The sequence below is a fragment of the Ereboglobus sp. PH5-10 genome, from assembly GCF_029504735.1.
Classification (GTDB): domain Bacteria; phylum Verrucomicrobiota; class Verrucomicrobiia; order Opitutales; family Opitutaceae; genus Ereboglobus.
Window position 1 is genome coordinate 1 of the sequence record NZ_JAQFIP010000017.1, and the last position, 14708, is coordinate 14708.

At 61.6% G+C, this 14708-nt stretch carries 8 protein-coding genes; 3 read left to right on the forward strand and 5 right to left on the reverse strand.

Annotation, left to right across the window (positions count from 1 at the left end):
• A partial coding sequence (locus tag M2447_RS11745; protein WP_277558762.1) for an autotransporter-associated beta strand repeat-containing protein occupies positions 1-7520 on the reverse strand: 7520 nt, incomplete at its 3' end.
• A 333-nt stretch (positions 7521-7853) separates the two neighbouring features.
• On the reverse strand, positions 7854-8750 hold the full coding sequence (locus tag M2447_RS11750) for a DMT family transporter (protein ID WP_277558763.1): 897 nt from the start codon (positions 8748-8750) through the stop codon (positions 7854-7856).
• A gap of 236 nt (positions 8751-8986) precedes the next feature.
• Here M2447_RS11750 and M2447_RS11755 point away from each other — a divergent pair, with 236 nt between their 5' ends.
• The 3 genes from M2447_RS11755 to M2447_RS11765 all read left to right on the forward strand — a co-directional run bounded on the left by M2447_RS11755 (position 8987) and on the right by M2447_RS11765 (position 11757).
• Positions 8987-9340 (forward strand): RNA-binding protein, encoded by a 354-nt coding sequence (locus M2447_RS11755; protein WP_277510744.1) that lies wholly within the window; start codon positions 8987-8989, stop codon positions 9338-9340.
• 251 nt (positions 9341-9591) lie between these two features.
• On the forward strand, positions 9592-10548 hold the full coding sequence (locus M2447_RS11760) for a phosphoglycerate dehydrogenase (protein WP_277558764.1): 957 nt from the start codon (positions 9592-9594) through the stop codon (positions 10546-10548).
• A gap of 111 nt (positions 10549-10659) precedes the next feature.
• Positions 10660-11757: an Ldh family oxidoreductase gene (locus M2447_RS11765; protein WP_277510748.1), complete on the forward strand. Its 1098-nt coding sequence runs from the start codon at positions 10660-10662 to the stop codon at positions 11755-11757.
• Between the two features lie 160 nt (positions 11758-11917).
• Here the strand turns inward: M2447_RS11765 and M2447_RS11770 are convergent, their stop codons facing one another.
• The 3 genes from M2447_RS11770 to M2447_RS11780 form a co-directional block, all read right to left on the reverse strand.
• Positions 11918-12676 (reverse strand): class I SAM-dependent methyltransferase, encoded by a 759-nt coding sequence (locus tag M2447_RS11770; RefSeq protein ID WP_277510750.1) that lies wholly within the window; start codon positions 12674-12676, stop codon positions 11918-11920.
• A complete protein-coding gene (locus tag M2447_RS11775; protein WP_277558765.1) occupies positions 12673-13665 on the reverse strand; it encodes an oligopeptide/dipeptide ABC transporter ATP-binding protein in 993 nt (330 codons plus the stop codon). Before M2447_RS11775 ends, M2447_RS11770 begins: the two co-directional genes overlap by 4 nt.
• A gap of 68 nt (positions 13666-13733) precedes the next feature.
• Positions 13734-14705: an ABC transporter ATP-binding protein gene (locus tag M2447_RS11780; protein ID WP_277558766.1), complete on the reverse strand. Its 972-nt coding sequence runs from the start codon at positions 14703-14705 to the stop codon at positions 13734-13736.
• Positions 14706-14708: the final 3 nt, after the last annotated feature.

Genomic DNA, 14708 nt, shown 5'->3' on the forward strand with positions numbered 1-14708 from the left:
ACGCCGGTGAGGGTGCCGGTGAAGGCCTGCGTGTCCACTTCGCCGGTGCTGGCGAGTGTGACGTTGTTGGCGAGCGAGAGGTTGTTCGCGTCGAGTCGCAAGGTGCCGCTGTCGAGCATCGCCGTGCCGGTGCCGAGTGCGGAGTTGTTGTTGATGCCCGTGATGCCGCCTTGCATTTCCACGCCGCCACTGTGCGTGTTTTCCGCGAGCAGCAACAACGTGCCGGTGCCGGTTTTGGTGATCTTTGTCGTGCCGCTGATCACTCCGTCGAGTTCCGTGAGGGAGCCGGAAACGGTCACCTCGGCAAGGTTCAGTTCGGAGACCACCACTGTCTTTCCATCGCCCTCAAAGACCAGGTTGTTCGTGCCGGAGAGCGTTCCGCCCTCGGAGCCGAGCACAAAGGTGCCGCTCGCCTCCGTGACGGTCACCGTCGAGCTCGCGATGATCGTGCCCTCGCCGGTGATCGATAGCGCGCCCGTGCCCGCGACCGTCAGGTCGCCGGCGAACACGATGTCGTTGACGAGCGTGCGATTCGCGTCGTTGCCCGCGCCGTCGGTGGCGCGCAATGTGCCGCCCACGATCGTGATCGCGCCGACGCCCAGCGGGCCGCCGTCCCCGGCGTTGAGCCTGTCGGCGCCGATGTGCACTTCGCCGCTTTCGACGACGAAGCCTTTGCTGAACATGTTTGCGGCGTTGAACACGACCGCGCCCGCGCCGGTGCCGCTCACCGTCACGATGGAATCGGGGCCCTCGATCTTGCCGTTGAAGATGAGCCAGCCGGCGCCGTTTTGCTCAATGGAGAGGTTTTTACCCAGCAAGTCGGTGGCATCGTATTCGAGGAGGATGTTCGCGCCGATGGTGACGTCGCTCACACCGGTTTGCGTGATGAAGCCCGAGGCCGAGGCGGTGCGCCCCTGAAAGACAAGGTTGCCGGGGCCGGCAATCGTGAAGTCCTCGTCGGAGGCTCCCACGAGGAGGAGATTGTTGAGGCGGCGATCACCGGACAGGGTGATGGTGGCGCCGGCGAGATTGGCGAGGTCGGTGTTGAAGGTGACTTGCGCGCCTTTTATGTTGGGCTGCGCATCGGGCAGGTGCAGGCCGTCCTGCTTCATCCAGTTGTTATTCGCCCAAACGTTGTTGGTCGCGCCATCCCAGATAAAAATATCGTCGAAGGGCAGGAGCACGCGAATGCCCTCGTCGTTGCGCTGCGCCACAACGGAGGTGGCGGAGTTGTTGCCGAGAACGATGCCGTTGATGATCGTGCCCTCGGTGAGGCTGGTGCGAATGAGCGTCGAACCGAGGCCCGTGATGGGGTCGGCGTTCCAACCGAGGAAGGTGAGCAGGCTGTCGGTTTCATTGACCGATATGCTCCCGGTGAGGATCGAGACGGGGTTGTGCGCGGAGCCGCCGGAAACGTCGATGATCGCGCTGCCGGTGACGTAAATCGCGCCGTTGATCGTCTGCGCGAGCTGGTTGATGTCCAGGGTGCTGTTGTTGGTGAGATAAATGTTTTGCACGTTGGCCAGCAGGTTTGCGCGGGCGAGGTTCACGGTGCCGGCGTTGAGCGTCCAGTTGAGGGCGTTGAGCTTGACGCCGAGGGTGTAGTTTTGGGTGAAAATATTGTCGGCGACGAGCACGCCCTCCTGTCCGACGGTGTCGGAGCTGGCGAGCCAGCCGTTGTCGGCGAGCACGGTGCTGACGTCGGTGCCGGTGATGCGGAGCTGGCCGTTGTCGTTCAGGACAAAACTGTTGCTGCCGGTCAGGGTAACCGTCGCGCTCGCGGTCAGCGCGGCGACTTCAAACGCGCCCGCCGTGCCCGCGCCGGAGGCGGTTTGCGCGCGCCAGACGCCGGTGCCGAAGGCGGAGTCCCCGGCGGCGTGCGAACCGACTTGCGCGTTGTCGCCGGCCACGGTCGTGCGCACGACACCGGCCTGGACGTCGATGCCGTCGGAGATTTGGTTGTTGGTGTTGAGCAGTTCGAGGATGCCCGCGCCGGTCTTGGTGATGCCGCCGGCAGTGGAGCCGTCCTTGTCCGCGAGCAGGGACTCGATGGAGAGGACTTGGTTGGCGGTGGTGACGTTGATCGAGAGGTCCGACTTGCCATTGCGGAGGCTAATGGAGCCGGTATCGAAGATGAGCGTCGTGGCGGAACCGGCGTTGGTGACAGTGATGCCGTTGGCGCCGAAGTTGACCGCGTTGGACATGCGGATGGAGGTGGCGTCGGGGTTGATGCTGTCGGCCCCCACATACGCACCGATGACGGCGGTGTTTCTTATGATGTTGAGCGTGCCGGTGCCGAGCGCGCCGCTGACGAGGGTGCCGCTATCCCAGAACGAGTCGCGGCCGATGTGGATGGTCGCGCTTTGGTGGTTGATGTTGCCGGCAAACTCATTGGCTCCGAGGAATCGGATACTGCCGCCGCGTCCCCAGCCGCTTTCAGCACCGGTGACAAAGCCGCCCACGCCCGCGATGACGTGGTCCTTGCCGAAGATAAGAACGCCGCTGCCGCCGAGGCCATGGACTCCGGTGACGTTGCTTTTCTGGCCGGTCGTGCCGCTGTCCAGATTGAAGAGCAAATTGCCCTGATAATTGTTGCCGGCGGTGATGTTCAGCACATTGGAGAGCATGATCGTTCCGCTGCTGGATTGGATGCGCCCCGTGTTGATTCCGCCCGAAAGGGTGAGCGTGCCCGTGCCGAAGGCGTTGTCGTTTTTTATGACGGCCTTGCCGGCGAGGTTGTAGTTGCCGGTGTAGCCGCTGTTGTCGCCGTTGTAATAAACAAAACCGTAACCCGTCTGGTGAATGTTGGCCGATCCTGTGATGTTGCCGTTAAAAACCGTGGTGGTGTAGTCGCCGGCGGCGGTCGAAGCTTGGGCGTAGTTATTGATGGTGTAGGTGACGCCGGTGCCGAGCGGGTCGTCGAAGACGCCGTTGCCGTTGAAAACAATCCGGGAGACCTCGCCGTATTGTCCGTTTGTGACCAACTGGCCCAGATCGGTCTGGCGGCGGTGGATGAGGTTGCCGCGCAGGATGAAGTCTCCATTGATGAAGCGTGTTGTGCTTGCCGGGATGACGGTGTTGCTGGAGGCAAGCTGCTCGTTGTAGGTTTCCAGATAGAAGGTCTTGTTGGTGCCGTCGCCGATGACGAACGTGCCGCTGCCAAAATACGCCCCGCCGTAGCTGGCGGCGTTTGCACCGCCGAGCTGGATGACCGAGGAATCCCGCCAAGTGAAACCGCCGGTGTAATCGCTGTCCTTGTTCATCAACAGCAATGTGCCCGCGCCGGTTTTGGTGATGCCGCCGGAGCCGCTGACCGCGCCGGTCCATTTCAGGTAGCTGACCGTGGCGAGCGTGCTGGCGGCCAGTTCGATGTCGTTTTTCAATTCCACGGCGCTGCCAATGGTCAGGATGGAGCCGCCGTCGTGCAGGATTCGCGACGCGGCCCCGGTGCCGGTGCGCTCGAAAACCAGCGTGCCCGAGCCGCCGAGCGTGACGGCGGTTTGCACCGAGGTGACGTTCAGGCGCGAAAGCGTGTGGTTGCCGTTAACGTCGATTGTCTTGGCCGCGAGGTTTTCGTCGATGTCCTTGATGGAAACACTGAGGTCCACGCCGTCGGGCGCGACGGGCGTGAGCCAGTTGCCGGCGTTGCCCCAGAGTGCGTCTGCGCCACCGCCGGTCCATTCGATGGTGGCGGGCGCGCTGGCGGTGAGATACCAATAGCTGTCGGCACCCTGCGTCAGCGAGACCCCGGATTCGTAACCGGTGAGGGAAATATTATCGAGCGACGTCAGGCCCGAGCTGTCGGCAAAACGTATGTAGGCTCCGAGGTCGTTGGTATTCCAAATGCCGCTGGTGTTTTGGACGGAAAGCAGCGCGGCGGTGGTCCAGGTGCCCACTCCCGCAAAAGTGATTCCGCCGTCGGCCCCGAGCAACAGCGAACCGCCGCTGGCGAGCAAGTTTAGATTGTCGAAGGATTGCGCGGTGCCTTCCACGCCGAGCGCGCCGCCATTCAGGTTAACATTAACCAGCGAGATCCCGTTGGCTCCGGTGACCTGATTGTTCGCGCGGAGTTGGAGCACGCCGCCGTCGAGGAGCAGGTTGCCGGAAATATTGTAGGTCAGCTGGGATTCCATGCTCATCATGCCCGAGCCGGCTTTGACGATGTTTCGCAGGCCCTTCACAACGCTGGCGCCGTTGGAACCCTTGCCCACGCCGCCGCCACCGGGATTGGTTGTGGTGTCGAGGTAGAGGTTGACGTTCTTGCCCGTGGTGACGCCGTCGTCGCCGAAGATGCCGCCGTCGAGCATCAAGCTGCCGGAGACGCGGAACTGCGAGTTATCGGTATTGTTACCGATGACTTCGCTGTCGGTGCCGAGTGTCACGAGGCCGCCGTTGTTAAAAGACATGAAGGCGGAGCCCAAGTTGATGATCGCCTTGTCGCCGCCGGTGCCCGAAACTTGGGTTTCATAACCCTGCGTGTCCACCTGCAACGAGCCGCCGGTGACGCTGATGCTGCCGGAACCGAGATAGTTTTTGCCGGCGTCCATGTGGCCGATCACCAGTCCGCCCGCGCCGACCGTGGTATAGAGAACGCCGGCCGTCACGCGCAGTCCGCCGGAAAAGGTGTTGTTGCCGCTCAAGATCTCCATTGAGTATGCGCCCGACTTGGAAAGTCCGGCGCCTCCCACGAGATTGGTGCTGGCGCTAAAGGTCAGGGAAGCGCGATGGCCGGCGGGGTTGATGACGGCCTCATCGACGTTCATGTTGTAGAATGGCTTGATGCCGGCATTAAGCAAAACATCGCCGTTCCATGTAAAAGCCGTGTTGTTGGCGTAACTAAGGTCGGCCTCGATAAAAATGCGATTGGGAACACTGATTTTATTTTGATTGGCCTGCCCGCGAATGCCGCCGCCCTTGAAGATGATGGCGTTGGTCTCGCCGGCGAGCAACGCGGCACTGGTAATGTTTCCCCAAGAGTTGTCTCCCTGCCGGGAAATGCGCCCCTCACTGACAATAATGTTGCCCGTCCAATTCTCATTCGAGCCGCCGAAACGGTTTTCATGGGCGCCGGTGCGGGCAATGATGATGTCGTGCGTGCCGGTGATGCTGGGATAAAAATAGAAACTCGCGTTTCCTTCCAAGCGCAGGTCCGAGTCCAGCCGGACGTTGCCGTTGAGTTGATTCCAACTATAGGTGTTCACCGACAAAACCGCCGGCGTGCCCTCCACGCCGCTGTCAAACACCAACGTGACGCCGGCCCCGGGAGTCACGGTATAAGTGGCGCCCGAATTGTTGCTCATGAACAGTTTTCCCAGAGTCCAAGTGCTTCCGCTAACACCAAAGTTCGCGCCGGTGACGGTCTTGCCGCCAAGGGAGCCGCCGAGGTCGCCAAGCACGGCCACGACACCCGGCGCGTTGGGCTGGGCGAGCTGATGCGTGATATTGGTGCCGACAGTGCGCCAGTTGTTGTAATTGGCGGTATCCATCGTGTTGGCCGCGCCCGTCCACTCGACTCGCAGAAAGTCCGGCGCGCCGCCAACCGTGCCGCCGACAGTCGGCGCAAACAATTCGCCGCCGCTGACAATGGCGCCGGGATTGTAACCGTGGAACCAAACTTGGTTCGTCGGGATCGCGCCGCCGCTGTAATGAACATGGTCGGCGTTCGCGCCGTATTGGTAATTGTAAATGCTCAGGTAACCCGTGGCGCCAAGAAAGTTGACATTGTCGAGCGTGAGCGAGGTCGAGGTGTCGATGCCGCCGCCCAAGTCGATGCGCGCCACCGCGCCGGCGCCGATGGTCACGTCGTCGAATGTTTGCGACCAGCCGCCGAGCCGCGCCGCGCCGGTCGAGGCGCTGTCGTAAACCAACACGCCGGAGAACTGGTTGCCCGCGCCAAAAACAAGGTCGCCCGCGCCGATGCCGACGCCGCCGTTCGCGGTCAGGTATGAGTTGCCAAGGTCAAAAACGCCCGCGTCGAGCCGAAGGCGGTTGGTCAGCGTCAAGTTTGTGATCGAGTCGTCCAGCGTGACGCGTCCCGAGCCGGATTTGACAAGCGTGCCCGAAATCGCGACCGCGCCGGCGACCGTGCGCGAAAGTGCCTGCGCGCCGCCGCCACTGAGGTTGATGCGGTAGCCTGCGTTGTCGATGATGCCCGTGTGGCTGTCGTGAAACGCCACGTTGCCCGCGAAATCAAATCCCGCGGCGGGCGCGTTCACAATCGAGGTGCTGCCAAGTATGACATTGCCCTGGTAATCAAAAAGGCCGCTGCCGCCCAGGTCGATGACGCCGCCGAGGAGCCCGAGCGTGGCGTTGCTCAGGCGAAATGTAGCCTGGTTGCTCAGTGTGATGTTCGCGCCGGCGATAATGTTGAGCGTGTGGCCCGGGTCGGCGCCGCGCACTTCGAGCGCGGAGCTGCCGCCGTCCACGCGAATGGTGCCCGAGCCAAAAACGCCCGAGCCCCCGCCGATGGAAAGCGAGGCGCTGTTCAAGTAACCGACGACGCTGCCCGCGCGAATATCGAGCAACGAAAACGTGCTGCCCGCGCCGCCAAGCGTGAGCACACCCGACCCCTGCTTGACGAGCGTGCCGCCACTGAACGCCTGATTCGCGCCAAACGCCAGCCCGGTGAACGCGCTCACATTAATCGTGCGCGAGACGCCGATGCCGGAGACCGAGGCCGCGGTCGGGTTGAACGTGAGCGTGCGCAACACCGTCGCGCCGCCCAAGTCGTCCCGGCTGACATGCAGGTCGGACGCTGAAATATCCAGCGCATTGGAAAGCGTTTGGTCGGCGTTGCCCGCGAGGTTGATTTTTTTCTCGTTGATGTTTGCGCCGAGCACGAGCGTGCCGGTGCCCAGCACGTTGTTCGCGCCGATGACGAGCGTGCCGTTGTTGAAGTTGACCGGACCGGTGACCGACGCGGGCGAGGACGATTCGAGCACAAGCCTGCCGCTGCCGTTCTTGACAAGCGAGCCGGCGGTCAACGCGCCGGAAACGAGGATGTCCGCCGAACTGGTGTCATTATAAAACGTGACCGTGTTCGAACCGGCGTTGAGCGCGCCGAGGAGACTGATCTTGCCGAGCACCGCGCTGTTATTGTTGATGGTGAGGTTGCCATTCGCGACCATGTTGGCGGCAAGCTGAAGGTTGATGCCGCCGGAAAGGGTGATCACCGAGGAAGCGGCGCCAAAAGTAAGCGTCGGCGAAGCCGCCGAGCCGATGGTCAGGGAACGGGTCAAATCGACCCCGTTGGGTCCGATGACATTGAGCGCGCCAATCGTGCGCGCCTCCCCGAGCGAGATGGTCTTGTTGGCGAGCGAGCTGTTCGAGGCGGCGTTGAACACAGCCGTGTCGCCGGCGTTCGAGCCGGGCATCCCGCCGGACCAGTTGGCCGCGTCGCCCCAGTTGGCACCGTTTCCGGTGAATGTGCCCGATGTGGTCTGCGCCGAAATGCCGAGCGCAAAACCTGCAAGTGCAAAAAGGCTGAAAGTGAGACGGAAGGTTGTGGGTTTTGTGCGCATGTGCTGATTTGTTGAAAATGATTTGTGGAAAGCATCATCCAAGCGTCCACTTTCATTGGAGGAAACGCCTGCGTTGATTGTATGTCGGATCGCCGTATTGTAAGAAAAATTAGCACTTTGTTGCAAATTTTTTTACACTGGCATCAAACAAGACCTAATAGAGTCGGCTAATTTGGCAATACTTTTGCATGTAGAATCCTTTTGGTATGCCTTTGAATTCTATCCATGCTCTAAAATATGCCCCAAAAGCCGCGCCCGCCCTTGTTGCCGGGGGCACTAAAATGGAGATCATCCATGGGCTTTGTTTAAGAACCTTCCCGCCGCAAATCGGCGCTACCCCATGATTGTCAGCGCAATTCCGATCACCACACCGATCACCGCGGGCAGTTTTTTACGACCGTTGGACTCATGGAAAATCAACAGGCCGCCCGCAAAGGCCACGAGCACGCTGGCGCGGCGAAAACTGGACACGAGCGAAACGAGCGCCTCGGGATTGCGCAGGACATCGAAGTAAAGGAAGTCCGCCGCGAGCAACGCCAGCCCCACAAGCGGAATGCTCCATCGCCAGTGAAATTCATTGCGCGGCCAAAGGCGCGCTTTCCACGCGAGCGCGAGCGGCGCGAAGATCGCCGCCAGATAAATCGCAAACCACGCCTGCACCGTCGACGCCTTGAAACCGACCGTGCCGAGCAAAAACTTGTCATACAATCCGCTGACCGCACCAAGCAGCGTGCCGCAAATCAACAGCCAAACGGATTTGTTTTTTGAAAAATTGATGCCCTCCTGCCGTCCCGCCACCGAAAGGCCGAAGAACGCGCCGATGGTCGTCACCACACCGAGGATTTGCAGCCACGACGGACGCTCGCCAAGCACGAGCAGCGCGCCGAAAAGCGTCCACACCGGCGCTGTCGCGCGAATCGGGGCGGCGAGCGAAACAGGCAAATGTTTCACCGCAAAATACGAGCACACCCACGACGAGGCGACGAGGGCGGACTTGGCGAACAACAACAAATGCTGATGCGCGTTGAGCGGTTCCACCCACAAAATCTCCGGCACCGCGCCGGGACTCGCCACCCGCGCGCCCATGAGCGCGAGCCACACCGCCGCGCTGCACACATTCGCAAAAAACAACACGGGCAGCACCGCGTTCCCACGCACGGACGCCTTGGTGAACAAATCGTAACACCCGAGAAAAAACGCCGAAACAAGACTCGCGACAATCCAGTGCATGGGGGAAATTTTGACAATAAAGCCTTCCAGCGTAATCCGCCGCCCGCCATTGCCAAAAACAAAATACCCTTGCTTTTGCATCCCGGTTCTATGTGCTGCGCCGTCTCGTTAGAGAAACGTTAGGTCAACAGAAACTGGTGAGTCGTCAGGAGAGCGCAGTTGTTCGAGTGATGATTTCGAAACCCGATGGTCGGGAACGGACTGGCAGCCACGCTCGCTCTACGAACTCAGATAATATGACAGGTAATTCAAAACTCTACGTCGGCAATATGTCTTTCAAGACAACTGAAGACGAACTCCGCGCCGCTTTCGGCCAATTCGGTTCAGTGACCGACGTCTATGTCGCCATGGACAAGATGAGCGGCCGCCCCCGCGGCTTTGCGTTCGTGACCATGGGCACCCCCGAAGAGGCAAAACTCGCGGCGGAAAAGATGAACGGCGTCGATCTCGGCGGCCGTAACCTCACAGTCAATGAAGCTCGTCCCAAGGAAGAAGGCGGTGGCCGTTCCTTCGGTGGCGGCGGTCGCGGCGGCTTCGGCGGTCGTGAGCGTCGTGGCGGCTTCGGCGGCGGTCGCGATCGTCGCGACTAATCCAGCAGCACCCGACCAAACAAAACGATTCACTAATAAATCGATTTTAAAAACAAAGGCGAAGCCTCAAAAGGGCTTCGCCTTTTTTGCGTAAAAACAAATGCGCCGGCGCCATGCCCCTGCCGCCCATAGCCACCACACGCCACCTCGTTTTGGGCTTCCAAATACACCTGTCCTTTGTTCCCATTTGCCCCGTTGTTTTTCCAGACAAATCCCTCAACTCCGCGGCCTTTTCCCCGCATCACACACCCATGACACGCGTCCTCCTCACCACCACCTCATTCCAAGACACGCCCGGAGCCCACCACGACATGCTCGCCGGTCTCGGCGTCGAAGTCGTTCGCGAACGCGGCCCGCTCCCCGAGTCGCGCATGCTCGAGCTCGCGGGCGAATTCGACGCCTTCCTCTGCGGCGACGACGCCATCACCGCCGCCGTCATCGACAAGTCGCTCCCGCGCCTCAAGGTCATCAGCAAATACGGCATCGGCCTCGACAAGATCGACGTCGCCCACGCCAGCGCGAAAAAAATCCCCGTGCTCTTCACCCCCGGCGTGAACCACACCACCGTGGCCGAGCACACGTTCCTGCTCCTGCTCGCGCTCGAAAAACAACTCCTCTTCCATTGCGACTCCACCCGCTCCGGCGGATGGAAACGCAAGACCGGCCATGAGCTCCTCGCCAAAACCATCGGCATCGTCGGCCTCGGCCGCATCGGCAAGGAAGTCGCCATTCGCGCGCGCGCCTTCGGCATGGATGTGATCGCCTTCGACGTCTACTGGGACGAAGCCTTCGCCGCGCAGCACAACGTCAGGCGCGCCGCCACAAAGGAGGAAATCTTCGCCGCCGCCGACTACATTTCGCTGCACACAAACCTCACCCCCGAGACGCGCGACATGATCAACGCCAAGTCCATTGCCACGATGAAAAAAGGCGCGATCATCCTCAACTGCGCCCGCGGCGAAATCGTGCACACCGCCGACCTCGTTGAGGCGCTCAACTCCGGCCAGCTCGGCGGCTACGGCGCCGACGTGCTCGACCAGGAACCGCCGCCCGCCGACCACCCGCTGCTCAAGCTCCCGAATGTCGTCATCACCCCGCACATTGGCTCGCGCACCTACGAAAGCGTCGTGCGCCAGGCGTGCTGCTGCGTCTCGAACTACAAATCCTTCCTTGAAGGCAAAATCGTCAACCAAGCGAACAAATTCTAAAAATACATAGGAGTCAGAATACAGGAGTCAGGAGCCAGGAGAAAAACCCTTCGGCATCTTTAAGCCTTCTGCATTCTGACTCCTGACTCCTGTATTCTGACTCCTTTACCAATGGAAACCTACCACATCGTTCCCGAAAAACAGCACAACGACCTCGTCGCCGCCGCCTACATGCACCGCGGCTTCCACGCCGACGAGTCCGGCGAGGCCGCGCGCTTCTGCGCCGACGCCACGCGCCATGGCATCCGCACGCACAACGGCATCAAGGCCCTCCACCTCGACCACCTCTTCGGCTCCGGCTCTAAAGGCTGCGTGCCCGGCGCGCAAATCGAGGAAAAACCCTCCCGCTTCGCAGCGACGAAAATCTGGAATGCCAACAAAAAACTCGGCCAGGCCACCGCCTACCGCGCCATGGACGCCGCCATGAAACTCGCCGACCAATACGGCACCGGCACCGTCGTCGTTGACAACGCCTTCCACTATCTCTGGGGCGGCGGCTACGTGATGGACGCCGCGCGCCGCGGTTACTACGCCTACACGAACTGCACGGCGGCGCTCGCCGAGGTCGTTCCCTTCGGCGGCAAATTCCCCACGCTCGGCACCAACCCGCACTCGTGGGGTTTCCCCACCACCGACGCCATCGGCTTCCCGATCGTGATCGACTGGGCGACATCGGTCGTCGCCATGGGTCGCGTGCAACAACTCCTGCGCGAAGGAAAACAACTGCCGCCCAACGCCGCCGTTGACGCCGACGGCAACCCGACCACCGACCCCGCGAAAGCGAAGTCGCTGATGCCCTTCGGCGCGCACAAAGGCTACGGACTCTCGCTCATCAACGAACTCGTCGGCGGCATGATCGGCGGCTCGCTCCCGACAATCCGCAACCGTTGGGAGCAAGTTTCCGAGGGCGACAAGGGCACCTGCTGCTTCTACTTCCAAGTCATCCATCCCGACGCGATCAGCGGCGGCGCATTTGCCAAGGGCCGCACGCAATCGCAAAACGTGAAAGCCGTCCTTGAGGACATCCTTGGACACGGCAACGACAAGTGCATCCTCCCCGGCCAGATCGAGGCGGAGTTCGCGAAGAAAACGGCGGCCGCCGGCGGCCTTCTCTTCAGCGCGGCGGAAATCGAGGCGTTTAACGAAATCGCCAGGGAAGCGGGCCAGCCGCTCTGGGACCCCGCCTCGTTCAAAACGGTGGAGTTCTAAACAAAATCGTTTTCAACATTCTCAAGGCTCACATGGCGGCGGAAAAAATTCCGCCGCTTTTTTATTTTTATAAACACGCCCGACAAGAAGACGCGACTTTTTCAACGCAAATTCCCCGTCCGTGTTTCTGGCATGCTCAAAAGCCAGCGAACGCCGGCGGTCACTCCGGTTTCCGGCACAGCGCGGCGAAGCCGAGGCAGAGCTTGGTGTTGCGGGAGAACTTGTCGAACAGCGCGCCGGCGATGTTGTTCATCAGATACAGCGGCGCGCCAAAGACGCCGAGCGCGCCGAACAGATACATGTTCATGATCTGGAAAAACGCCGCCGCGGAACCGCCGCGCGACAGGAGCGTTTCCATTTCAAAACCGGAATCGACGGCGAGCCGCGCCACGCCTTGCTGCGTGAATCGCCAGTTGTCCGCCGGATGCGGATGATGGAACCACACGTGCGGCACGCTGAAAAGCAGGCGTCCGCCGGGGCGCAGGATGCGGCGCAGCTCGCGCATCGCCGCCCATGGTTGCGCGCTGTGCTCGATGACTTCGGTGCAGAGCACAAAATCAAAACCATCCGCGGGCAGCCCGGTTTGCTCAACCGTGCCGACATGGTCGACTCCGGGGCCGGGCGCGATGTCGAGTGTCTCCAGTTTCCAGCCGCGCGCCTCGAAAAGTTTTTTATACGGGCTTTGCTCGCAGCCGGCATCGAGCGCGATTTTGCGCGGCGATTCCGATAGCTCCGCGACGGCTTGCGTGAAAAGTTCGTTGATGTTTTCGGCGAGTTTGGAGAGCACGAGGTAATCGTATTTCCAAATCGAGGGGCGCGTGCGGTCGGTGGCTCGGTGCAGCGCGCGGTGAAACGCGGGACGTCGCGCGGGCGCGGTTTGCGGAGCGGCGCCGCCGTTGTCGGGGAGGTCGATTTTCACTGCCAGATTTCCTCGGCGCGGATGCAGGCGACTTCGCGGTTGTCGCCGGCCTCGAGTTTTTCGAGCGGCGGCACGGCGGCCTGGCAGCGTTCTTGCGCGTGCGGGCAGCGCGGGTGAAACGCGCAGCCGCGCGGCGGGTTGATCGGCGAGGGCGGATCGCCGGGCAGGACGATGCGTTTGCGCGCGCGCTCGACGTCGGGGTTGGGCGTGGGGATGGCGCTGATGAGCGCGCGGGTGTAGGGATGGCGCGGGTGCTCGATCACTTCGACCGCCGGGCCGAGCTCGACGATTTTGCCGAGATACATGACGGCCACGCGGTCGGAGATGTGCTTCACGACGGAGAGGTCGTGCGCGATGAAGATCAGGCTGAGGTTCATCTTGCGCACGAGCTGCGAGAGGAGATTGAGGATTTGCGCCTGGATGGAAACGTCGAGCGCCGAGACGGGTTCGTCGGCGATGATGATTTTCGGGTTGAGCGCGAGGGCGCGGGCGATGGCGATGCGCTGGAGTTGTCCGCCGGAAAACTCGTGCGGATATTTTTGCATGAAGCGCGGCGCGAGGCCGACGAGCGTCATGAGTTCGGCGACGCGCGGCGTGACTTCGGCGGGCGCGCACACGCGGTGCACGAGAAGCGGCTCGGCGATGGTGTCGTGCACCGTCATGCGCGGGTTGAGCGACGCGTAGGGGTCTTGAAAAACCATCTGCATGTCGCGGCGCACGGCGCCGACTTCGTCCGCGCCGCCGGCGGTGAGATTTTTGCCCTCGAGGATGACCGCGCCGCCGGTGGTGGGCACGAGTTGCATGATCGTGCGGGCGAGCGTGGATTTGCCGCAGCCGGATTCGCCGACCAGCCCGAGCACCTCGCCGCGCGCAAGCGCGAGGTTGACGCCGTCAACCGCCTTCACCGCGCCGGCGTTGCGGCGCACGAGAAACCCCTGATGCACGGGGAAGTGCGTCTTGACGTCGCGGAGTTCGAGGATGGGCGGCATGAGATAAATTTTGGATTTTGGATTGGGGATTTTGGATTGATAGGACAGATCGGGCTAATCAGTCGGTTTCAAATTTCCCCGGCTTGCACGCGCAGGCAGGCTTGTTGGTGCTCGGGGGTTACGGGTTTGAGCTCGGGTTGTTGTTGACGGCAGCTTTCCCTGGCGAGTTCGCAGCGGTCGGCGAAGGCGCAGCCGGTGAAGTTTTTTGAGATGTCGGGCGGAAGTCCCTTGATCGTGAAAAGTTCGCGGCCTTTTTGTTGCAGCGAGGGGATCGAGCGTTGCAGGCCGATTGTGTAGGGGTGCCTCGGCTGGTAAAAGAGTGTGCGCGTGCCGGCGGTTTCGACGATGCGCCCGGCATACATGACTTGCACGCGGTCGCAGAGGCCGGAGACGACGCCGAGGTCGTGCGTGATGAAGATCACGGCCATGCCGGACTCCTTCTGCATTTTTTTAATGAGCTCCAAAATCTGCGCCTGCACGGTCACGTCGAGCGCGGTGGTGGGTTCGTCGGCGATGAGAAGCTCGGGGCGCGTGATGAGCGCCATCGCAATCATGACGCGCTGGCGCATGCCTCCGGAAAACTCGTGCGGATGATAGTGAATGCGTTTCGCGGCGTCGTTGATGCCGACGGCCTCGAGCATTTCGAGCCCGCGGGCGAGCGCGGCCTTGCGGGAGATTTTTTCGTGGATGATGAGCGGCTCGATGAGTTGTTCGCTGATGCGCAGGTAGGGGTTGAGCGAGGTCATCGGGTCCTGAAAAATCATCGAGATGCGCTTGCCGCGGATCGACTGCAACCGGTGCGGCGCGCAGTGGAGCAGGTCAACGCCGTCAAACATCGCCACGCCGCTTTCGATGCGCCCCGGCGGTTGCGGGACGAGGCCCATGAGCGAGTAGCACGTGACGGATTTTCCCGAGCCGGACTCGCCGACGATGCCGAGCGTCTCGCCGCGCTCCAGGTCAAAGCTCACGCCGTCAACCGCGCGATACACACCGCTGCGCGTGTGAAAATAAGTGCGAAGATCTTTGACGGAGAGAAGCACGGG

Coding starts and splice junctions, on each gene's coding strand:
- M2447_RS11750 (WP_277558763.1), bottom strand. CDS start 8,750: ATGCACTGGATTGTCGCGAGTCTTGTTTCGGCGTTTTTTCTCGGGTGT.
- M2447_RS11755 (WP_277510744.1), top strand. CDS start 8,987: ATGACAGGTAATTCAAAACTCTACGTCGGCAATATGTCTTTCAAGACA.
- M2447_RS11775 (WP_277558765.1), bottom strand. CDS start 13,665: ATGCCGCCCATCCTCGAACTCCGCGACGTCAAGACGCACTTCCCCGTG.
- M2447_RS11765 (WP_277510748.1), top strand. CDS start 10,660: ATGGAAACCTACCACATCGTTCCCGAAAAACAGCACAACGACCTCGTC.
- M2447_RS11760 (WP_277558764.1), top strand. CDS start 9,592: ATGACACGCGTCCTCCTCACCACCACCTCATTCCAAGACACGCCCGGA.